At 36.2% G+C, this 23,273-nt stretch carries 19 protein-coding genes; 12 read left to right on the top strand and 7 right to left on the bottom strand.

Translation table 11 applies throughout. From position 1 onward, the window contains the following. Positions 1-10: 10 nt before the first annotated feature. The gene (locus AQF98_RS08840) at positions 11-1,102 is read left to right on the top strand and encodes a mannose-1-phosphate guanylyltransferase (RefSeq protein ID WP_055131577.1); all 1,092 of its coding nucleotides are present in this window, start codon (positions 11-13) and stop codon (positions 1,100-1,102) included. A 202-nt stretch (positions 1,103-1,304) separates the two neighbouring features. Here AQF98_RS08840 and rlmB read toward each other — a convergent pair whose 3' ends face one another. Next, positions 1,305-2,072, bottom strand: coding sequence for a 23S rRNA (guanosine(2251)-2'-O)-methyltransferase RlmB (rlmB, locus tag AQF98_RS08835; RefSeq protein WP_055131576.1), 768 nt, complete (start codon positions 2,070-2,072; stop codon positions 1,305-1,307). A 188-nt stretch (positions 2,073-2,260) separates the two neighbouring features. On the opposite strand from rlmB, the gene dnaB reads away from it, so the two are divergent. Continuing rightward, positions 2,261-3,829, top strand: coding sequence for a replicative DNA helicase (dnaB, locus tag AQF98_RS08830; protein WP_055131575.1), 1,569 nt, complete (start codon positions 2,261-2,263; stop codon positions 3,827-3,829). On the opposite strand, the gene chrA is transcribed toward dnaB, so the two are convergent. Together chrA and AQF98_RS08820 are read right to left on the bottom strand one after the other, a co-directional pair. After that, the gene (gene chrA / locus AQF98_RS08825; RefSeq protein WP_055131574.1) at positions 3,830-5,029 is read right to left on the bottom strand and encodes a chromate efflux transporter; all 1,200 of its coding nucleotides are present in this window, start codon (positions 5,027-5,029) and stop codon (positions 3,830-3,832) included. A 43-nt stretch (positions 5,030-5,072) separates the two neighbouring features. Beyond that, a complete protein-coding gene (locus AQF98_RS08820; RefSeq protein ID WP_055131573.1) occupies positions 5,073-5,408 on the bottom strand; it encodes a lipopolysaccharide assembly protein LapB in 336 nt (111 codons plus the stop codon). Positions 5,409-5,528: 120 nt separating this feature from the next. Between AQF98_RS08820 and AQF98_RS08815 the strand changes: the two genes are divergently transcribed. The 6 genes from AQF98_RS08815 to AQF98_RS08790 all read left to right on the top strand — a co-directional run bounded on the left by AQF98_RS08815 (position 5,529) and on the right by AQF98_RS08790 (position 11,837). Further along, complete coding sequence (locus AQF98_RS08815) at positions 5,529-6,266, top strand: electron transfer flavoprotein subunit beta/FixA family protein (RefSeq protein WP_055131572.1); 738 nt, start codon at positions 5,529-5,531, stop codon at positions 6,264-6,266. Between the two features lie 65 nt (positions 6,267-6,331). Continuing rightward, complete coding sequence (locus tag AQF98_RS08810) at positions 6,332-7,300, top strand: electron transfer flavoprotein subunit alpha/FixB family protein (protein WP_055131571.1); 969 nt, start codon at positions 6,332-6,334, stop codon at positions 7,298-7,300. A 63-nt stretch (positions 7,301-7,363) separates the two neighbouring features. After that, entirely contained in the window at positions 7,364-7,978 is a 615-nt protein-coding gene (locus AQF98_RS08805; RefSeq protein ID WP_055131570.1) for a bifunctional nuclease family protein, read from the top strand. A 176-nt stretch (positions 7,979-8,154) separates the two neighbouring features. Then, positions 8,155-9,540: a nucleoside permease gene (locus AQF98_RS08800; protein WP_055131569.1), complete on the top strand. Its 1,386-nt coding sequence runs from the start codon at positions 8,155-8,157 to the stop codon at positions 9,538-9,540. 35 nt (positions 9,541-9,575) lie between these two features. Next, complete coding sequence (locus AQF98_RS08795; protein WP_055131568.1) at positions 9,576-10,667, top strand: DUF3667 domain-containing protein; 1,092 nt, start codon at positions 9,576-9,578, stop codon at positions 10,665-10,667. A 45-nt stretch (positions 10,668-10,712) separates the two neighbouring features. Further along, positions 10,713-11,837: a DUF3667 domain-containing protein gene (locus AQF98_RS08790; protein WP_055131567.1), complete on the top strand. Its 1,125-nt coding sequence runs from the start codon at positions 10,713-10,715 to the stop codon at positions 11,835-11,837. A gap of 68 nt (positions 11,838-11,905) precedes the next feature. Here the strand turns inward: AQF98_RS08790 and AQF98_RS08785 are convergent, their stop codons facing one another. Together AQF98_RS08785 and AQF98_RS08780 are read right to left on the bottom strand one after the other, a co-directional pair. Next, positions 11,906-13,195, bottom strand: a complete 1,290-nt coding sequence (locus tag AQF98_RS08785; RefSeq protein WP_055131566.1) for a citrate synthase — start codon at positions 13,193-13,195, stop codon at positions 11,906-11,908. 125 nt (positions 13,196-13,320) lie between these two features. After that, entirely contained in the window at positions 13,321-13,860 is a 540-nt protein-coding gene (locus AQF98_RS08780) for a DUF3347 domain-containing protein (protein WP_055131565.1), read from the bottom strand. Between the two features lie 377 nt (positions 13,861-14,237). Between AQF98_RS08780 and AQF98_RS08775 the strand changes: the two genes are divergently transcribed. From AQF98_RS08775 to AQF98_RS08760, 4 genes are all read left to right on the top strand, one after another. Next, complete coding sequence (locus AQF98_RS08775; protein WP_055131564.1) at positions 14,238-15,263, top strand: LacI family DNA-binding transcriptional regulator; 1,026 nt, start codon at positions 14,238-14,240, stop codon at positions 15,261-15,263. Positions 15,264-15,428: 165 nt separating this feature from the next. Beyond that, complete coding sequence (locus AQF98_RS08770) at positions 15,429-16,910, top strand: xylulokinase (protein WP_055131563.1); 1,482 nt, start codon at positions 15,429-15,431, stop codon at positions 16,908-16,910. Between the two features lie 20 nt (positions 16,911-16,930). Further along, a complete protein-coding gene (gene xylA / locus AQF98_RS08765; RefSeq protein ID WP_055131562.1) occupies positions 16,931-18,262 on the top strand; it encodes a xylose isomerase in 1,332 nt (443 codons plus the stop codon). Positions 18,263-18,359: 97 nt separating this feature from the next. Next, complete coding sequence (locus AQF98_RS08760; RefSeq protein WP_055131561.1) at positions 18,360-20,036, top strand: sodium/sugar symporter; 1,677 nt, start codon at positions 18,360-18,362, stop codon at positions 20,034-20,036. 189 nt (positions 20,037-20,225) lie between these two features. Here AQF98_RS08760 and AQF98_RS08755 read toward each other — a convergent pair whose 3' ends face one another. Next, complete coding sequence (locus AQF98_RS08755) at positions 20,226-22,244, bottom strand: OmpA family protein (RefSeq protein WP_055131560.1); 2,019 nt, start codon at positions 22,242-22,244, stop codon at positions 20,226-20,228. An 11-nt stretch (positions 22,245-22,255) separates the two neighbouring features. Continuing rightward, the gene (locus AQF98_RS08750; RefSeq protein WP_235524201.1) at positions 22,256-23,251 is read right to left on the bottom strand and encodes a PorP/SprF family type IX secretion system membrane protein; all 996 of its coding nucleotides are present in this window, start codon (positions 23,249-23,251) and stop codon (positions 22,256-22,258) included. Positions 23,252-23,273: the final 22 nt, after the last annotated feature.

Here is a 23,273-nt window from a genome sequence, read left to right as displayed (position 1 = left end):
TTTGTAATACATGAATAAGAATAACTACGCATTAATTATGGCTGGTGGCGTTGGAAGTCGTTTTTGGCCAGTAAGCAGAACAGAATTTCCAAAACAGTTTATTGATTTTTTTGGCGTAGGCAAAACACTTATTCAGAGTACATACGATCGGTTTTTACAAATCTGTCCACCAGAAAATATCTTTATTGTAACCAATGAGATCTATGTTGATTTAATTAAAGAACAATTACCTGAAATTAGTCAGAACCAAATTTTAGCAGAACCAATTATGCGCAATACCGCCCCGTGTATTGCTTACGGTTCGATGAAAATTGCCGAAATTAATCCTGATGCAGTAATTGTAGTTGCTCCTTCCGATCATACCATTGCCAATCAAAAGGGATTTATCCAAGCCATTGAGCAATCTATGGAGGCTGCAGCAGCAAATAAAAGCCTGATTACACTTGGTATTAAACCCAATAGACCTGATACCGGTTATGGTTATATCCAATATGTAGATGACACTTTAAAAAGTGATGGTGCGATACACAAAGTGAAAACATTTACCGAAAAACCAAATTTAGAATTGGCTCAATCTTTTCTTCAGAGTGGCGATTTTTTATGGAACGCAGGCATTTTTATCTGGTCGGCAAAAGCCATTAATCATGCTTTTGAAAAACATTTACCAGAAATGTATGAGATTTTTCACCAAGGTAATCCTTTCTACAATACAGCTAACGAAATTGAATTTATAGCCAATGCTTATTTACAGTGTACCAATATCTCTATAGATTTTGGCATTATGGAGAAAGCAGATAATGTATATGTACTGCCATCAGATTTTGGTTGGTCTGACCTTGGAACTTGGGCTTCTATTTACGAAATGGCCGAAAAAGATTATGTAGGCAATGCGGTAATCCCTTCAGAGCAAGTAATGATGTTTGACTCATCTAATTGTATGGTTAATGTACCTGGCGAAAAATTAGTGATCTTACAAAGCTTGCACAATTACATTGTGGTTGAATCTAACAATACGTTGTTAATCTGCCCACGTTCAGAAGAGCAAAATGTAAAAAATATCGTGGCCGATGTAAAAGCTAAGTTTGGGAACAAATTTATTTGATGTAAGACGTAGGATGGAGGATGGAAAATGGGGGTTTTACCTGACCTTTTCCATGTTTTAGATGATGAAAAATGAGCCTTTTGCCTACCTTTTCCATTTTACATTACCCCTTTTACATGTTATGCAGGATGGAACAATGGAATTAAACTTTCCATCTTACATTTTCCCTTTTACATTTTACTTTCCAAATCCCCTTTTACATCTATTTCATTCTCTGTCTAACGGCTTCATATAGAATTACTCCGGCAGACACTGAAACATTAAGTGACTCTATTTTTCCAGCCATTGGAATCTTGGCTAAATGATTGGCTACTCTTAGCAATTCGTTTGATATGCCTTCATCTTCCGATCCCATTACAATTGCAGTTGGCATGGTATAATCTGGTGCATAAATTAAATCGTTGGTTTTTTCGGTACAAGCTACAATCTGCAAACCACTGTCTTGTAAAAACAAGCAGGTTTTATGCAAATTGGCATGTCTGCATATTGGGATACTAAATAAAGCACCAGCCGATGTTTTGATGGCGTCTGCATTGATCTGCGCTGCATTTTTTAAAGGCACCACAATGGCATGTACACCTACACAAGCTGCTGTACGGGCAATAGCACCCATGTTACGCACATCGGTAACACTATCTAAAATCAAAATTAATGGGGTCTCTCCTCTTTCGAAAACAGCAGGAATAATATCTTCAATATTTTGATAAGTGATGGGAGAAATTACCGCAATTACACCCTGATGGTTCTTTTGCGTCATTCTATTCAATTTCTCAATAGGTACAGAGTTTAAAGGAATTAAAGTTCCATTTAATAATGTTTTTAACTCTAAAAACAATCCTCCTGTTAAACCACGTTGTAAATAGATTGTTTCAATATCACGTCCGGCCTTAATGGCTTCAATTACTGCTCTTATGCCAAAAACAAATTCGTTATTCTCTTTTACGCGCTGTGGTCTTCTAAAATTATCCATACTTTTTAATCTGCCACAAAAGTAAATTAAATTAATTTCTATGGCGAATTGTTTAACCGCTTATTAACATTTAATTGTTTAGAAATAAATAAAATATGTTAGAACAATTAATAGATGCAACATCTTAACTCACAGCTTGTTTAAAAAGATTTAAAAATACACCCATTCTTTTACCTAATTTTGATCTTATGATTACGGATAACGAACCACAGGGACAAGGTAAATTTTCAACTTCGGCAAGAAAAAGCAGACTAGCCAGCTCTATGAATACCATGGGCAAAATACCACCACAGGCTATTGATTTGGAAGAAGCTGTTTTAGGTGCTTTAATGTTAGAAAAGGATGCTTTATCTACTGTAATCGATATTTTAAAACCCGACGTATTCTATCAAGAAGGACATAAAAAGATTTTTGAGGCTATCCAACAGCTTTTTCAAAAATCTAAACCAGTAGATATTTTAACGGTTACTTCAGAGATGCGTACCCAAGGTACCTTAGAGCTTGTTGGTGGTGCTTATTACATTACCAATTTAACCAATCGTGTGGCTTCTGCTGCCAACATTGAGTACCATGCTCGTATCATTTCTCAAAAATACATTCAACGTGAGCTGATTAGAATCTCTACCGAGATCATTACCAATGCTTATGAAGATACAACAGATATTTTCGACTTACTAGATCATGCAGAAAAGAACTTATTTGATATTGCCCAGAACAATTTACGTAGAGATACGCAAAAGATGGACGAAATCATTAAACAATCTTTAGCCACTTTAGAAGAGTTACGTACCAAAACCGATGGTTTAACGGGTGTTCCTTCTGGTTTTACAGATTTAGATCGAATTACCGGAGGTTGGCAAAAATCAGATTTGGTAATTATTGCGGCAAGACCAGCGATGGGCAAAACAGCTTTCGTATTGAGCTGTGCCCGTAATGCTGCTGTAGATTTTAAAAAACCAGTAGTAGTTTTCTCACTAGAGATGTCGTCTGTACAGTTGGTTAATCGTTTAATTTCTGGTGAAACTGAGATTGAGCAAGAGAAAATCAGAAAGGGAAATTTGGCCGAATGGGAATGGCAACAATTACACAGTAAAATTGGAACTTTAACTGAAGCTCCATTGTTAATTGATGATACACCCGCCTTAAATATTTTTGAATTCAGGGCCAAATGCCGTAGGTTAAAATCACAATACGATCTTCAAATGATCATTATCGATTATTTGCAGTTAATGCATGGTAAAGCCGAAGGACAAGGTGGCGGTGGTAACCGTGAACAGGAAATTGGTAGCATTTCGAGGGCACTTAAATCGGTAGCTAAAGAATTAGATGTTCCGGTACTGGCACTTTCTCAGTTAAGTAGAGCGGTAGAAAACAGACCTGGTCCAAATGGTAAACGGCCAATGTTATCCGATTTACGTGAATCGGGGTCTATTGAGCAGGATGCGGATATGGTATTGTTTTTATACAGACCAGAATATTACGGATTAACCGAAGATGAACAGGGACGTTCGCTTGCAGGTGTTGGTGAGGTAATTATTGCCAAACACCGTAACGGTGAAACCGGTATTGTTCCATTACGTTTTATTGGTAAGTATGTTAAATTTGCCGATCTGGAAGAAAGTTTTATGCCTCAGAATAGTTTTTCTTCAGAAAACAGCAGTTTAGCACCTTCGCAAAGTTTTGAAAAATCATCTGGAAACGTCATCATTAAACCTTCAAAAATGGACGATTTCATTGATGATGATCCACCATTTTAATTAAAGAAAATAACCTAAAACAATACCTGCTAAAATGATCAATGGCGGACTGATCTTGGTAAAATTCAATAATAAAAAGGTAGAAACAATTAATGAAATAGGTAGCCAGTGAAAACCTATCGGTTTAGCCAACAAGATAAACGCGGCAACGATAAAACCTACACTTACTGCGTTAATACCAGAAATAGAATGTTTAATACGGGCTATTTTTTTGAGGTCATTCCAAAAAGGAACAATAAATAGCACCAATATTAAGCCAGGTAAATTGATACCTAATACTGCTAAAAGCCCACCCAAAACCTGACCAGAAATACCATAACTAGCATTTTTCATGCTCAAGGCCCCCAAATAACTGGTAAAAGAAAAAGTTGGGCCGGGTAAAACTTGTTGCAAGGCAAAACCCGATATAAAATCAGATTGGAGCAGGTAATGTTTCATTTGCACAAACTCTGTAAACATCAATGGCACCAGCACCTGCCCACCGCCAAACACAAAAATTCCGTTACGGTAAAAATTCTCAAAAAGCCTAATTGGTAAACTAAATGGTGATGTTCTGTTAATTATTGCACCTAAAACAGCCATAAAAAGCATTACTCCAATAAAATAAGAAAGTTTCCTTGGGTTGATATTGGCAAATAATTTTACCCTAATCTGGGCCTCTTCTGTAGGGGTAGCAATAGCCGATGTAACCATCCCTCCTATTAAAATGGCCAATGGAAAGACATAGGCATTTTTTAAAACCAAAGTGGCCACTACAGCACCTAAAGCCAATAATATAGCCACCTCGTTAAGTAAAACCTTTCTGGCCAAACTATAGGCCCCATAACCTACAATACCTAAAGCAATGGGATGGATAAACTTTAAAATTTCTATAAACTTTTGCTTCTGGTCTAACATGGCATAGCTAATTGCGGCTAAGGTCATGATGGCAGCCGAAGGTAAAATCCAGATCAAAAAAGTAATGATCGACAGTTTTAGTCCACCAACTTTATAAGCAATACCCACCAAGGTTTGTGTTGATGCTGGTCCGGGTAAAACTTGGGCCAATGCATTTAACTCTAACAGTTCTTCTTCAGAAATGTAATGGGCATTCTTTACAAAATACCTTAACAATAAAGAAATGTGTGCTTGCGCTCCACCAAAGGCAGTAAAAGTAAAAAAGATAACGTTTTTAATAAATAAGAGTTGTCTTTTCGCCATTGGTTTTTAATGTCTGCTCAAATGTATTCTAAAAAAACGAATATTAATCATCTTCATAATCTAAACCAGCAGCAGAATTATAGGCGCCCTGCAGTTCTGAAAGGGCATGCATATCTCTTTTCCCTCTGGCAGTTGCCATCCCCTTTTGGTATATTTCAATAGCCTTCTCCTTTTGACCCTCTTTTTCGTACAACTTACCTAAGTGATAATAGGTTCCTACATAATCAGGGTGGTCATTTATTAACCTTAAATAATAGACAAATGCATTTTCTGTGTCATTTAATGAATTATATTCAGTAGCTAAAGCGTATAGAATAAAGGTATCGTTAGGTTCGTTCTCTAAAAATTCCAATAACTTCGCTAATCGTGTGTTTTGCATTTTAAATCCCTGCTTTTTTAATTAGATTTGCACAAAGACAATTTAAAGAATCTGTTCTTGGTTGATTACATAAAATATTCACCAAAATAGGTTCATTACCTTTAAAACAAATGTAAACGTATGAAAATATTAGTTTGTATCAGTAATGTGCCCGACACGACTACAAAAATAACTTTTACCAACGATAATACACAATTCAATACTGCAGGTGTACAATTTATTGTAAATCCTTATGATGAGATTGCTTTATCTAGAGCGATTGAACTTTGTGAAGGTGGAAAAGGAACAGTAACGGTAATTAATGTTGGCGAGAGTGCTACAGAACCTACCATTAGAAAAGCTTTAGCCATTGGTGCTGATGATGCTGTTAGAATTGATGCTGCACCTAGAGATGCTTATTTCACGGCATTCCAAATTGCAGAATATGCAAAAGCAAATGATTTCGACATGATTTTGTGCGGAAGAGAATCAATTGATTACAATGGTTCTCAGGTTGCAGCAATGATTGGCGAATTTTTAGATATCCCGTCTATTTCTATCATTAAAAAATTAGATTACGATGGTTCAACCGCTACCATAGAAAGAGAAATTGAAGGTGGTAAAGAAGTAGTAGCTGTAAGCGGAAAATTTGTTGCAAGTTGTGCTGAAGGTACAGCAGAAGCTAAAATCCCTAACATGAGAGGAATTATGTCTGCAAGAACCAAGCCTTTAACAGTTGTACCAGCTAGCCAAATTGAAGAATTAGGTAAAGTGAGTAAGTTTGAAACTCCTGCCCCACGTGGTGCTGTGAAGTTAATTCCGGCAGAAAGTGCTGAAGAATTGATTTCTTTATTGCATACCGAGGCTAAAGTAATCTAATCAATCCCTAATAAATTTTATAAAAAGAACTTAAAAATTCCCAATTATTGGGATTGGAGGTAAATATGTCAGTATTAGTATATGTAGAACAAGCCGATGGTAAATTTAAGAAATCTGTTTTCGAAGCAGTTTCTTATGCAAAAGCTATCGCCGATAATCAAAATACAAACTTAACCGCTATATCAATTGGTAACGTTGCTGAAAGCGAATTAAAGGAATTAGGCAAATATGGTGCAAGCAAAGTATTAAATGTTGCTGCAGATCAGTTAAAGAACTTCGTTAACCAAGCCTATGCATCTGTAGTTGCCGAAGCTGCCCAAAAGGAAAATGCCAATATTGTGGTACTATCTAATTCATTCTCAGGTAAAGGATTAGCGCCACGTATTGCAGTAAAACTTAAGGCAGGTTTAGTAGACGGAGCAGTAGAACTACCTAATTTTGACGGTGGATTTTCTGTAAAGAAAACTGCTTTTTCTGGTAAGGCTTTTGCCATTACATCATTAACATCGGCTAATAAAGTAATTGCTTTAAATCCAAATGCTTTTGGCGTAAAAGAAAATGCTGCTGATGCAACCATTGAAAGCTTTAGTCCTGCAATTAAACCTACAGACTTAACTGCAATTGTAAAAGAAATTGTAAGAGCAACCAATAAAATCTCTTTACCAGATGCAGAATTAGTTGTTTCTGCAGGTAGAGGCTTAAAAGGACCAGAAAACTGGGGAATGGTTGAAGAATTAGCAGAACTTTTAGGTGCTGCAACAGCTTGTTCAAAACCAGTTTCGGATGCAGATTGGAGACCACATTCAGAGCACGTTGGCCAAACAGGTATTGCCATTAGCCCTAACTTATACATTGCAATTGGTATTTCTGGTGCCATTCAGCATTTAGCTGGAGTAAGCTCATCAAAAGTAATTGTTGTGATCAATAAAGATCCAGAAGCTCCTTTCTTTAAAGTTGCTGATTACGGTATCGTTGGTGATGCATTTGAAGTTGTTCCAAAAATTATTGCAGCTTTAAAAGCGCACAAAGGATAATTACATTGTTGTTTAGAGCCTATTGAAAATATTTTGATAGGCTCTAAATGACATTTACAATTTATGAAAAAAGTAAAACTCGATATCGTAGGCTTATCTTATAGCCAAACACAATCTGGAGCTTATGCATTGGTTCTGGGCGAAGTAAATGGAAGAAGACGTTTGCCTATTATTATTGGCGCTTTTGAAGCACAGGCCATTGCTATAGAAATTGAAAAGATGACCCCTACGCGTCCACTTACGCACGATCTCTTCAAATCTTTTGCGCAAGCTTATCATATCGAAATTTTAGAAATTATTATCTACAACTTGGTTGATGGTGTTTTCTTTGCCAAACTAATTTGTACAGATGGGCAAAGCACCCAAGAAATTGACGCTCGAACATCAGATGCCATTGCTTTAGCTGTTCGATTTAATGCCGTCATCTATACTTACGAATTCATTCTATCGTCTGCAGGAATTGTTATTGAAGGCAATGATTTTCTGTTCTTAGAAAACATGGAAGCCATTACCAAAGAACACAGCTCTGAAGATATTCCCACCACTATTCCTGGCTCTGGTTATCAATCATTAACCATCGAAGAACTTCAAGAAAAACTGGAAGAAGCGCTAGCTGAAGAAGCTTATGAAAAAGCGGCTCGCATTAGAGATGAAATCAATAAAAGAAATTCAGCTTAATCAATCCCAATTTTCAGTTTACCATTTTAGCATTTTATGATATCCTAGTTCATCCTTATCAGAACAATTGCTAAAAATCTCTTGCTATTTCAACATTTTTGATAGGCATGTAGTTATTGTTTCAAAATAATGATAACTTACGGCTGCTTTTAAATCAACAAAAAAACTATTCTAATATGAACATTAAGTTTCGCTTAACCCTGATGAATTTTCTACAATTCTTTGTTTGGGGTGCTTGGCTGATTACAATTGCCAATTATTGGTTTGGCACCAAACAATGGGATGGCACACAGTTCGGAGCCATTTTTGCCACTATGGGTTTTGCTTCGTTATTTATGCCTACCATTACAGGTATTATTGCAGACAAGTGGATCAATGCTGAGAAACTGTATGCAATGCTTCATATTTTATATGCTGGGGTATTATTTTATTTACCACAGGTTGAAACCCCTAATGCATTTTTCTGGGTAATGTTATTGGCCATGTGTTTTTACATGCCAACCATCTCTTTATGCAATTCCATATCTTATACTACCCTAAAATCAGGTAAATTAGATGTTGTTAAAGATTTCCCTCCTATTAGAGTTTGGGGTACTGTTGGTTTCATTGCAGCCATGTGGATTACCAACTTAACAGACAGCAAAGCAAGCGCCTATCAGTTTTATATTGCTGGTATTGCTGCATTAGGCTTGGGCATTTATGCTTTAACGTTACCTGCTTGTAAACCATCTAAACTAATTGATGAGAAAACAACCTTGGTACAAAAATTAGGTTTAGAAGCATTTAAGCTATTTGCAAATTATAAAATGGCTTTGTTCTTTATCTTTTCTATGTTTTTAGGTGGAGCATTACAATTAACAAATGCTTATGGAGACGTATTTTTGGATGAGTTTAAGCACTTTCCTAAATATGTAGATTCTTTTGTAGTGAAATATTCTACCATTATCATGTCTATCTCTCAGATTTCTGAGACCTTATTTATTTTGGCTATTCCATTTTTCTTAAAACGATTTGGCATTAAAAAAGTAATGATCATTGCCATGCTAGCATGGGTTTTCCGTTTTGGTCTTTTTGCCTATGGCGATCCGTCTGGCAATTTATGGATGATCGTAATGTCGTGCGTAGTGTATGGTATGGCTTTCGATTTCTTTAATATCTCAGGTTCATTATTTGTAGAAACCTCTACCACTGCAAAAACACGTTCGTCTGCACAAGGCCTGTTCATGATGATGACCAATGGTTTTGGTGCCGTATTTGGCAGTTTGGTTTCTGGTTGGATGATTGATAAATACTTTACCAAAACATTTACCTCACTCCAAGCTACTGCTGATTTTGTAGGATCAGAAACTACAAATAGCCATCTACTTAGTTTTGTAAAAACACAAGGTGTAAACATATTAGAAAATGGAACTTTTGATAAGGCTATCAATATGAAAGATTGGCACCATATCTGGCTTTCTTTTACCATTTATGCTTTAATCATTACGGTTTTGTTTGTGATCTTTTTTAAACATAAACATACCAGAGCTGAAGTAGAAGCCATCGAAGCTATCAGTCACTAATTAAAAAGCGCTTAAATCAATCACATTTCATCCCCATGTCATCCGTTAAACTCAGAAAAGAAAAAGATTGTCTTAATTGCGGCCATATTGTAGAGGAAAAATTTTGTCCAAATTGTGGTCAAGAGAATATTATTGTAAAGGAAGATGCGCTACATATGGTAGCACACGCTATTGCAGATTATTTTCACTTCGAACATAAGTTTTTTGGTACTCTGAAACCTCTTTTGCTCAAACCCGGTCAATTGACCAAATTATATGTAGAAGGGAAAAGGGTTTCATTCATCCATCCTATCCGTTTATATATTTTTATAAGCATTGTTTTTTTCATTGCCATTTTTAGCGGGCAAAAACCCGAGAAGAGTGAAGCTAAAGAAACAAAAACGACTACTACCTTAAAGCCAACAGAAAAAGATAGTTTAACTAATATTGATGTAAAACGTTTAGAAAAAACTTTAGCTTATATTCCTGTAGATCGCAAACTGAAGGATAGTATTATAAATGAAGCTAAAAAAGACGTTCTAAAAGATAGTAGCAATGCTGGTATTAAATTTGGAATGGGGACAAAGAAAAAGAAAAGTAAATGGCGTGGCGATTGGGTATCAAATGATACGACTGTTGCCCAATATGAAAAAAAACAATTGGCACTTCCAAAAGCAGAAAGAGATGGTTTTATCAAACACTATTTTTCAAAAAGAGTTATAGAGCTCAATCAATATCCAAATCCAGGAGAGAAATTTAAAGAAGATTTATTACACAATATTCCTAAAATGATGTTCCTTTTGTTGCCATTATTTGCATTGATTCTCAAATTAGTCTACATCAATAAAAAGAAATTCTATTACGAACATATCATCTATTCTTTCCACTTGCATTCGGCTATATTCTTAAGCGTTTTGGCTATGATGTTACTCAAATGGCTATTTGGATTTGTGGTAAATATTGATGGTTGGCTTGAGTTTTTAGGTGTGATCTACATCCTATGGTATATCTACCGATCTTTGCGAACATTTTATGGAAGCAAAAGATGGATAACCATACTCAAAATCTTCTTCTTGGGCTTTTGTTATGTAATCGTATTCACCATTTGTATTTTAATTGTAATGGCCTTTAGTTTTGTAATGGTCTAATATTTTGTAAAATTGAGTTTTTAAAATCAAAATCTTCCTTTTTTAATGTCTAACGGAAAATATAGAAAAGACCACAATTGCTTAAATTGTGGCTCTCATGTAGAAGAACATTATTGCAGTAGCTGTGGGCAACCCAATTTAGAGCTTAAAGAAAACTTTTGGCAGTTTATTAGTCATAGTATTGCCCATTATTTCCATTTCGACAATAAGTTTTTTCAAACCTTAGTTCCCTTATTAACCAAACCCGGAAAAGTAACTTTAGATTATCTAGCGGGCAAAAGAGCCAGATACATCAATCCGGTAAGCATGTATATTTTTGTATCCATTGTTTATTTCTTAGTTGTTTCTACACCTAATAAAAAACATAAGGCAGAAAAAGAACGTGCCGTTGTTGCCCAAAACATACACAAAGCAGATGCGCTCGATAGTTTGGAACAACCATTAGATGAGCTTAATCTTGGTAAAAGTAAGCTCGTTAGTAAAGCCAAAAAATCGATAAAGCAAAGCATGGTTAAAGAGACCTTCTCTAGATATACCTTTAAACAACAAGACACCGTTTTAAGAGAATTGAAGGCTCAGAATTTGGTTAAAAAATCTGACTCATTGACTGAAATTATTGAGGAACTCGACCTTATCCATATCAGTAGACAAGATAGTACCTATCTCTCCTACCTAGCCAGACAAAAGAAATTACCTATGATGGAACAGGATAATTTCTTTGAAAGACTGGTTAAAAAACGTAGTATAGAAATGGGACAAAATTCAGAAATTATCCAAGAACAATTGGAACATAACCGCCCGAAACAATATTTCTTACTAATGCCGCTGATGGCGCTTTTCATTTCGATCAATTTTAGAAAAAACCATATCTATTACCTAGATCATCTCATTTTCACCATACACGGAATGACCGCATTCTTTTTGGTGCAAATTATTACCAAACCACTTAACAAGTATGTTTTTGGAAATGCTTCTATATTGGCCAGCGTTGTTTCCTTTGTGGTAGTAGCTTGGTTATTATGGTATATGTTTAAAAGCTTGAAGATTTTTTATAACCGTAGCAATTCTACAACTGTATGGAGAATGATTGCCATATTTGCCCTTTATAGTGTTGCTTTTAAAATTACAGAGGTAATTATTCTAAATATCATCTATTACATTGCAGTATAAAAAGCAGTATACAAAAGAAAAGGCTCATTATTACTAATGAGCCTTTTTTATGAATTGATTATTCAGTTTTATTTTCTGTCTGCAATATCAACAAATTCCATGTTCACATCGCCAACATAAACCTGACGAGGGCGACCAATTGGTTCTTTGTTCTCATGCATCTCTTTCCATTGTGCAATCCATCCTGGTAAACGACCTAGGGCAAACAATACCGTAAACATATCAGTTGGGAAACCCAATGCTCTGTAAATGATACCTGAATAGAAATCTACGTTTGGATACAATTTACGATCGATAAAGTAAGGATCGTTCAAAGCCGCTTCTTCTAATTTTTTAGCAATCTCTAATACTGGATCATTGATACCTAATTTTTCTAAGATATCATCACAAGCTTTTTTAATGATTTTTGCTCTTGGATCAAAGTTTTTGTATACACGGTGACCAAAGCCCATCATACGGAAAGGATCATTTTTGTCTTTAGCTTTGTTGATCCATTTTTCTGTATCACCACCATCTTCTTTGATCAGCTCTAACATTTCGATTACTGCTTGGTTTGCACCACCATGTAATGGGCCCCATAAAGCAGAGATACCTGCAGATACAGAAGCGTATAAATTACAATCAGACGAACCTACCATTCTTACAGTAGAAGCTGAACAGTTTTGCTCATGATCTGCATGCAGAATTAACAAAGTATTCATTGCGCTTACTACCACAGGATCGATTTCTACTTCTTCTGTACGTTGACCAAAGATCATGTTCATGAAATTGGTAACATAATCGTATTTGTTTTTAGGATAGATTAGTGGATGTCCTAAAGATTTTTTATAGATGAAAGAAACAATAGTTGGGAATTTAGCCAACAATTTGATCATGGTTAAATTCATTTCTTCTTTCGAAGAATTTGCATTTAACGACTCTGGATAAAAAGTAGATAAAGAACAAACCAGAGAAGCAACTTGAGCCATAGGATGTGATTTAGAAGGATAACCATCTAAAAACTTCTTCATATCCTCATGGATCAGTGTATGTCTACTAATTGTGCTTTGGAATTCATCCAACTCTTGTTGTTTAGGCAAAACGCCATATATCAATAAATAAGCAACCTCTAAAAAAGTAGACTTTTCTGCTAATTGCTCAATAGGGTAACCACGATATTTTAAAATACCTAATTCACCATCTAAAAAAGTAATGGCACTTTTTGTAGATCCAGTGTTTTTATAACCTAAATCTAAAGTAATGTGACCAGTAAGGTCTCTTAATTTTGAAATATCGATGGCCTTCTCACCCTCGGTTCCAGTAATTACTGGAAACTCGTAAGTTTTACCGTCTATCTTAATTTCTGCAATAGCTGACATATATCTTATAATTTATAAATAACAAAAATAGTTAATCTGTTTTTAAAAAACGGCTTTCAAACTTAACAATGATGTTAAATTCATGTTAATTTTTACATGAAAAGCCTCCATATTAAATGAAAAAATTATTTCGCTTTAATTTCTTCTATTACGGCCCCACATTCCATCATCTCACTTCCATAATATGGGTTTTGAATCTTTTTCTCTGATGCCAACCAATCTCCCCCATCTCCTTTGTTAGCCATTGGGCAATGTTGAACAAATATTGCACCCGAACTTAATTCGGCATGTTTAAACATGGCAATAATATCAGAACTTAAAGCTGTAAATTCTTTGCGTTGCCCTGCAAGATCTTTTAAGCTCTCTATTTTTTGAGCAATCAGGGCTGTGTTTTCGCAACCACTATAATTTTTTAGTTCTGCGGCTAATGCTTTTGCTGCAGTTTGTGCTTCGGTTGGTTTAGCAAGTACCAATGCATCTTTTAAACTAATATATGATGTATAGATAGTTTGTAATTTTGCTTCCTTAAAGCTTACTGCTGTTGCCGCAATTTTTTCTACTGGTTGAGCAGTAGAATCTTTAGTTTCAGCTTGTTGTTTAGTTGCATTGTTACATGCCATCAACACCACCATTGCCGAAATTCCTAAATATTTTTTTACCTGCATTTTGATTTGGTTATATCAGAGCTCTTCACCCCAAATGATCATAGATTTTGTATTTCGCTCAAAATAGCATTTATAATTCTAAAATCGCAAAAAAAGCCCCTTAAAAATTGATTGAAATGCAATAAAATTAGATTTTAATTATAATTGAAAAATAGAAATTAGCTGATCAATAATGAGATCTTATGCTTACATAGCTTTAAAATGCTCAAACCCAATGCACTAGTTTATTTGCCCTATTGATTGTCACAATTTAAGGATATTACAAAATTGCAATCGGTTGCATAATTTTATTTCAATTATTTTTTTCTATTGTAGAAATGCTGCTATTTTTTATTTAGTTTGCTAAAAAAATCATAGATTTTAACTTACTTTAACACGTGAAAAAGAAAACCACCATATACGATATTGCGAAAGAGCTAAACATTACAGTTTCAACTGTTTCTCGAGCACTTAGTGGTTTTCCTGCCATTAGCGAAACCACCAGAGAAGCTGTGATCAAAACAGCCAAAAAGCTCAATTATAGCCCAAATCGCCTAGCTTCTGCGTTAAAATCTGGTAAAACCTATATCATAGGTGTAATTGTACCTAGTGTACAGGCCCATTTTTTTGCTTCTATTATCCATAGCATTGAAAAAGGTTTAAAAGACAGTGGGTATCGTGTTATTCTCTATCAATCTAATGAGTCTGTTGAAAATGAGATCAATGGGGTTAAAACCTTATTAGAAGCCCAAGTTGACGGAATTATGGCTTCTATGTCTCTAGAAACTGAAGATGTAGCTCACTTTGCAGAAATTATTAAACAGCAGAAGCCTTTGGTTCTGTTTGACCGTGTACATGAGGATTTAAAAGCACCAACAGTAACCATAGATGACTTTAAAGCAGGTTACCTCGCTACCCAACATTTAATTGACCAGGGTTATCGAAATATTGCTTTTGTAACTACCATCCACCAGATCAAGATTTTTAACGATAGATTAAAAGGCTACCAATTAGCATTGAAAGACAACAATCTTCCTATTTTAGAAGAAAATATCATTTTTGGAGGTCTATCCATTAAAGATGGCAGATTTGGGGCAGCTAAGCTGATGCGCAATGAACTTCAACCTGATGCGATTATTGCAGCAGACGACTTTACCGCATTGGGTGTGATTAAAAAATTAAAAGAAATTAACGAAACCCCACCTAAAATTGGGGTAATCGGTTTTGCCAACGAAGCCTTTTCCGACTACATTACCCCTAACCTATCTACAATAGACCAACACCCCAATCAAATGGGTAGTGAATGCGCAAAGCTATTTTTAAAGATGATCCAACAAGAAGATCCTTACCAGAACATTAGCCACGTGGTAATAGAACCTTCTTTGGTTGAAAGACAATCTACGGAGAATTCTGCTACTGCTTAAGCTCATTTACTTTTATACTTCTTTTCACGATAGTTGAAAATCAAGAAGATAAATTGCAGAAATTCTTAAAATAGTTTGAAAAAAAACAGAGAATATTTGACTTTGTTAAATTAACGTATATCTTTATGCAACCGTTTGCATAAACTAGATATAAATTTTAATTCAATGTATTTATTAGGGATTGATATAGGCACTTCATCTATAAAAGTTGCCGTTGTTAATGTACACACCCAAAAATGTGTAGCTACTGTACAATATCCAGACGAAGAGACTCACATCAAATCTATTCAGCCTGGTTGGGCAGAACAATCGCCAATGGATTGGTGGCACAATACGCAACAAGCCATCTTAAAAGTAAATGCGCTCCATCTTTTCGATCTAAAAGAAATCAAAGCAATAGGTATTGCCTATCAGATGCATGGTTTGGTGGTGGTAGATCAGCACCAAGAAGTTTTACGCGATAGCATTATATGGTGTGATAGCAGAGCAGTTGAGCTGGGCGAAAAAGCTTTTGATACTATCGGGCATCAAAAATCATTAAACCACCTCTTAAATTCGCCAGGAAATTTTACCGCTTCAAAATTAGCGTGGGTAAAACAACATGAACCTAATATCTATAGTAGTATTGCTAAAATAATGTTGCCTGGTGATTTTATTGCCATGAAACTAACTGGCGAAATTACCACCAGCATCCCTGCCCTATCTGAAGGCATTTTCTGGGATTTTAAAAACAATGAAATTTCTAGAGATGTAATGGACCATTATGGGCTAGATGAAAACTTAATTCCAGAAATAAGACCTCTTTTTGCAGAACATGGTTACCTAAAAGAAGACATTGCCAAACTATTGGGTTTAAAAGCAGGAATACCTGTAGCTTATAAGTCTGGCGACCAACCTAACAATGCCTTGTCTTTAAATGTACTTCAACCTGGCGAGGTTGCAGCTACTGCAGGTACTTCTGGTGTAATATATGGGATAAGCGATCAATTGACCCACGATCCGCAATCGAGGGTGAATACCTTTGCACATGTTACCTATGCCCCAGAAAAGAAACACACCGGTGTTTTGTTGTGTATCAATGGTACTGGCAGTATGTACAGATGGGCCAAGCATAATTTTGCACCACAGCTCTCCTACACTGAACTGAACCATATTGCGGCACAATCGCCAGTTGGCAGTAAAGGGTTAAAGGTATTGCCTTTTGGTAATGGTGCAGAGCGAATGCTGAACAACAAATATACTGGCGCACAGTTGCTCAATATCGACCTCAATATCCACAATCAATCAGATATTTTCAGGGCAGTACAAGAAGGAATTGCTTTTTCATTCAGGTACGGATTAGACATTATGCGTGAAAACGGAATGCAGCCAAAAGTAATTAGGGCTGGCAAAGCAAATCTATTTTTAAGTGATCTATTTGCACAAACCTTTGTAGATGTAACAGGTGTACCCGTAGAACTATATGAAAACGATGGAAGTGTTGGTGCCGCTTTGGGTGCAGGTATTGGTGCAGGTATTTTTAAAGATGCAGCAGCAGCCTTTTCACAACACGAGTTATTCAAACAACTTACCCCTCAAAACTCATCCGCATACGAGTCCATTTATCAAGACTGGAAAAAACAATTAATCAAAGCACTATCAAATTAGAACCCCTAAATATAATTACAATGACAAAAGTAGTAAAAGGAGAAAAGGAATTTTTCAAAGGCATAGACCAAATACAGTTTGAAGGTTTGCAGAGCGATAATCCAATGGCCTTTAGATGGTATGAAGCCGATAAAGTGGTGGCAGGCAAAACAATGAACGAGCATTTCAAATTTGCCTGTGCTTATTGGCATTCGTTTAATGGAAATGGTGCTGATCCTTTTGGTGGTGCAACACATATTTTCCCATGGGATGAAAAGAAAGATGCCATTGAGCGTGCCAAAGATAAAATGGATGCTGCTTTTGAATTCATGACCAAGATGCAAATTCCTTATTATTGTTTTCATGATGTAGATGTTGTTGATTACACAAATGATATTGTAGAGAACGAGCACCGTTTGCAAACACTGGTTGAATACGCCAAATTAAAACAAGCAGAAAGTGGCGTAAAACTACTTTGGGGAACTGCAAACCTATTCAGCCATCAACGTTATATGAATGGGGCTTCAACCAATCCTGATTTTCATGTATTGGCACATGGCGCCGCTCAAGTAAAAGCCGCTTTAGATGCAACTATTGCCTTAGATGGAGAAAATTATGTGTTTTGGGGAGGAAGAGAAGGATACATGAGTTTGCTCAATACCAATATGAAACGTGAGCAAGAACATTTGGCAAAATTCTTACATACCGCTAAAGATTACGCCCGTAAACAAGGTTTTAAAGGTACTTTTTTTGTTGAGCCTAAACCATGTGAACCTTCTAAACACCAATATGATTACGATGCCGCAACTGTGAAAAGCTTTTTGCAACAATATGGCCTTTTGAATGATTTCAAACTCAATTTAGAAGTGAACCATGCTACATTAGCAGGTCACACGTTTCAACATGAACTACAGGTTGCAGTAGATAATGGCTTATTAGGTTCTATTGATGCCAACCGTGGCGATTATCAAAATGGATGGGATACTGACCAATTCCCAAATGATATTAATGAACTGACAGAAGCCATGTTGATCATTTTAGAAGGTGGTGGATTAAAAGGTGGTGGTGTAAATTTCGATGCTAAAATCCGTCGCAATTCTACAGATCCTAAAGATTTATTTTATGCCCACATTGGTGGAATGGATATTTTTGCCCGTGCTTTGGTTACTGCAGATGCCATTTTGCAAAAATCGGATTATCAAAAGATCAGAAGCGATCGTTACAGCTCTTTCGATATTGGTAAAGGTGCAGAGTTTGAACAGGGTAAACTTTCTTTAGAAGACTTGAGAAACTACGCTGTAGCAAATGGCGAACCGGCAATCACCAGTGGCAAACAAGAATACTTAGAGAATTTGATCAACAGATACATCTAACCTGTTCGCTAACAATTCAATGTGTAGTTAAATTGTTATTGAAACCTATTTACCTATTGATTACATTTAGAATGCTAAACCAAAAAAACCATAATGAATGAAAACTAATTTACTAGACACGAAGGATTATATTGTTTTTTTAATCTACTTCGTCATTGTAGCGGCTTATGGCCTGTACATCTACAAGAAAAAGAAATCTGCCTCTGGTGGTTCTAAAGATTACTTTTTGGCAGAGGGTTCTTTAACCTGGTGGGCCATTGGAGCCTCATTAATCGCTTCGAATATTTCGGCCGAACAGTTTATTGGCATGAGCGGATCTGGCTTTAAAATGGGCTTAGCAATTGCCACTTACGAATGGATGGCGGCAGCCACCTTAATTGTGGTAGCGGTATTTTTTATACCTGTATATCTTAAAAACAAGATATTTACCATGCCCCAGTTCCTCCACCAGCGTTACAATGGCACTGTAGCTATGATTATGGCTGTTTTCTGGCTCTTGTTGTATGTAGTAGTTAACCTTACTTCCATCCTCTATTTAGGTGCACTTGCGGTAAGTAGTATTTCAGGTTTCAGTATTGACGCTTGTATGTATGCCATTGCTGCATTTGCCATTATCATTACACTCGGCGGTATGAAGGTAATTGGTTATACAGATGTGATCCAAGTGTTCTTTTTGATCTTAGGCGGACTGGCAACTACTTACCTGGCTTTAAATCTAGTATCAGACCATTATGGCACAAAAGGCATTTTTGAAGGTTATAATGTAATGACTGCTAAGGCATCTGAGCATTTTCATATGATCTTGAAACCAGACAATGAAAACTACATCGACTTGCCTGGTTTAAGTGTATTAGTTGGTGGTATGTGGATTGTAAACTTAAATTATTGGGGCTGTAACCAATACATTACCCAACGTGCCTTAGGTGCAGACCTTAAAACAGCACGTAGTGGAATTTTATTCGCCGCTTTCTTAAAACTCTTAATGCCTATTATTGTAGTATTACCGGGCATTGCAGCATATGTGCTTTATAAAGATGGTGCTTTTCAGACCGAAATGCTACAAGACGGCAGTGTAAATCCAGATCGTGCCTACCCAGTATTGTTAAATTTATTACCTGCCGGACTAAAAGGGCTTTCTTTTGCAGCTTTAACTGCAGCTGTAGTGGCTTCTTTAGCTGGTAAGGCCAATAGTATTGCCACCATCTTTACGCTAGACATTTATAAAAAAGTATTAAAAACAGATGCTTCTGAGAAAAATTTAGTCGTTATTGGTAAAATAGCCATTGTTGGTTCAATGCTCTTAGGTGTGCTGATTGCCCCTCATTTAGGGATCGATAAAAAAGGAGGCTTCCAATATATCCAAGAGTATACAGGCTTTGTATCTCCAGGTATTTTTGCCATGTTTATTTTGGGCTTCTTCTGGAAAAGAACCACTTCTAATGCAGCTTTATTTGCCACAATTGGTGGTTTTGGATTATCATTGTTATTGAAATTCTTACCAGGAATGGTAGACTTAGCTTTCCTTTCGGATGTAGGATTTGCTGTAAAAAATGCTGTTGGCGTTTACGAAATCCCTTTCATTGATAGAATGGGTTTTGTATTCTTGTTCTGTATCATTGGTATGGTTATCATCAGCATGTTCGAAAACAGAAATGGGGTTAATCCCAAAGGACTGGAAATTGATGCCAAGATGTTTAAAACCACAACTGGTTTTGCGGTAGGTGCTTTATTAATTATCGGATTATTGGTTGCCCTTTATACCATCTATTGGTAAGGCTTAATAGCTGTTATATTTTACCACCTAAGAAAGCTAAGAATAACTAAGTTAATTGCATTAGCATAGACAATGATATGCATTTTAATAAAAAGAGAGCTTTCGATAAGTTCAACAAGATAAAATTTGACACATTCATACTAAAATTGAAAGTAAAAAGCCTTCTAGATTTCTAGAAGGCTTTTCACTTTATTTGCTTTTGGTAACCTTAAATTCTGTTCGTCGGTTTAAGGCTCGTCCTTCTGGATTGTCTTTTCCATCTATCGTTGTATTTGGCGCAATAGGTTGGCTATACCCATAACCTCTCCATGTCATCCTACTTTCTGTAACTCCCTTACTTACCAGATAATCTACACAAGAACGGGCACGTCTGGCAGATAGGTCAAGGTTATACGCTTCTGTACCGATGATATCAGTATGTGCGCTAAGTTCAATCTCAATATTAGGATTATCGACCATCACACTATACAAGTTATCTAAGGTAACTTTTGAGGCTTCTGTCAATTCTGCTTTATCAAACTCGTAAAAAATATTCTCCAATACAATTGGTTTATCAATTACAATAGGTTCTAAACATAAATTTGCACTTAACAAAGTATCTGCTACCACTAGCTGATCGTAAGAATAGTTCAGGTTTTTAGCAAAATAATTGTCCATTGTAGCATTTAACTGTAAGCCACGATTAGAATTAAGCTGAAAACTATAACTTCCATTGGCATCGGTTAATACAGATTGTTTATCTATATCGTTACCCGTTAACGTAATTTTAGCGCCTTCTAGCGGTTTCATTGTAGCACAATCAATCAATGCACCTGTTACTGTTAGTTGTTTTCTAGAAATCTGGAAAACCTCTAAACAACAAACTGATTCGCGATCTGAGCTGATATAACCTTCTTTATCTAGATCATCTAACGAGGTAAAGTAGATATCATCTTTAGCCGAGTTGAATGGATAACCCATATTTGCTGGTGTTGTCCAGTTATCAAAATCACCTGTACTTTCGTAAAAATCAAAACCACCCAAGCCTATTTTTCCATTACTGCTGTACAACAGTTTTTTGGTTTTATAATTATAGTATGGTGCTTGTTCATCTTCTGGGGTATTGATCTTACTGCCCATATTGGTTGCTTTGCCCACAGTTCCATCAGCAGCTAATGTGGCATACCAAAGGTCGTATTTACCAGAACCACCGGGTCTATCAGAAGAGAAGATCAAATATTTACTGTCTTTGCTAATAAAAGGCTGAATTGAATTGTAACCTTCTACATTAATTTCATTACCCAATGCTACCGGATCAGACCAATTGGTACCTGTTCTTTTAGAGATGTAGATACTTCTTATCTTTTCATCTTTATTTACCCATGCGGTAATGAACATCATATTTCCGTTAGGATGAATGGAAATAGCAGCTGCCTCCATCTTTTTTACATCAATAGGTACTTTTTTAATACTTACATTCGACGCACGAGGGCTATTGTCTTGAATGGCATAAATGGTATTGATGTACGGCGTTTCTTTTCTCACCACCTTAACCGCATTTTGTACCCCACCCAATACCTGGTTTTTTCCTGCAATCATATTTACAGGACGCGATGAAGTAAAATAAAAAACTTGGTTGTTCAGCACAGGAGCATAATTTGAGCCTGCTTGGTTAATGTCATTTTGCAGTCTCGCCAATCTAAACAATCTCGGATATTTCATTTCGTTTAAGGCGTACTTACAAGATGAGATTTCTAGATCTGCCTTTTCTTTATACCCATCGTTAATTGAATACTTTGCCATAAAACTATTGAAAGCCGTAATGGCATCATCATATTTTTTGTTGGCCCTTAAACAATCGCCATACCAATACATGCTCAATGCATATTTAGGATTGGTAAAACCGTTGGCAATGAGGTACCATTTTTCAGCATCTTGAAAGTTCTTGTACAATCGTAACGACGATGCCAATTGAAATACCAAATATTCATATTCATCTTTTTTGATTTCACCTTTTTGCTCTTTGACCTTGCTTTCAAAGGCATAAGGAACCGTAAAACCAACACTGTCTGAAGAAATCTGCAATGACCTTTTATAATATTCTGCTGCTGCATAATATTCTTTATTGATAAAATAGACATCGGCCACTCTCCTATTGTTAGAAACCATTTGGGCTTTAGCTAACGAAAGAGTACAAAATAGTACGAGAAAAATTTTTATGGTCTTCATAAGTCAAAAAATTAAAGTCTAGGACAGAAGAAGTTAGGGCCTACAATGCCTTTTCTGCTGTTAAATGAAATTGATAATTCTAGTCCACCTTTACTTCCGGTAGCTCTGTTCAAGTCTGATGTATTGAAATCGTAGCTCAGGCCAAATACCATACTTTTAAAATGGACACCCACATAAGCAATGGCAGCATCTTTAAATCTATAGTTGCCCCCAAAAAGAAGATCAGATTGTGGATCTAGCATCAATTGGGCGTACATACTTAAAGCATACTCTTCCGCATTTCCCTGTTTCATATACAATGCATTTGGCGTAAGGGCCAACATGTTGTTTACCTTAAACCTTACACCACCATGTCCTGTAAAACGCATGGGTATCTTAGCATCACCACCCACAAACTTGTCTTTTGGCTGGTTAATATGGGCTACTGAGGCACCTACAAAAACATTGGCGCTTTTATAACTGCTTCCGTCAAAATACATCACACCAGCATTGATATCTGGTGCAACAAAATCTTGAGAGTTCACGTTTTCATTAAATGGCATGGAAGGATCGTAACCCATACCAGGATTATACTGGTTACCAAAAGTTGCTTTAGAAGCATCAAAACTTTTACTGATAATTCCAGCCTGCATACCAAAGTTCACAATCTGATCGCCATTTTGGCCAAATCTAATGCGATAGGCAGCCGAGGCCAATACATTTAACTGATTGTAACTAATTGCCCCTGCCCTTTGGTTGATGATCATTCCTCCAAAAGCCAGATTCTTAACCGGAGCAGCATCAAAAGATGCTCCTGCTGTTAAAAAGCCATTGTTTAAGTTACTCCACTGCTGTTTGGCATTAACGTTTACACGATAAGCGCCTTCAGTTACACCTGTTAAAGCAGGGTTTAGCCAGATAGGGTTGGCATAATATTGAGAAAAGTGAGGATCTACCTGCGCATTTGACTGCTTTATTCCTAAACTTAAACCCAAGGTAAGTGCTATTATCAATTTTATATTTTTCATCGGTATCGTTTTAGTTAAAATC

Origin of the sequence: Pedobacter sp. Hv1, from assembly GCF_001412215.1 — a bacterium.
In the GTDB taxonomy this organism is placed as follows: domain Bacteria; phylum Bacteroidota; class Bacteroidia; order Sphingobacteriales; family Sphingobacteriaceae; genus Pedobacter.
Note: the sequence above shows the minus strand (reverse complement) of the source record. Positions and strands in the feature narration are given on the sequence as shown.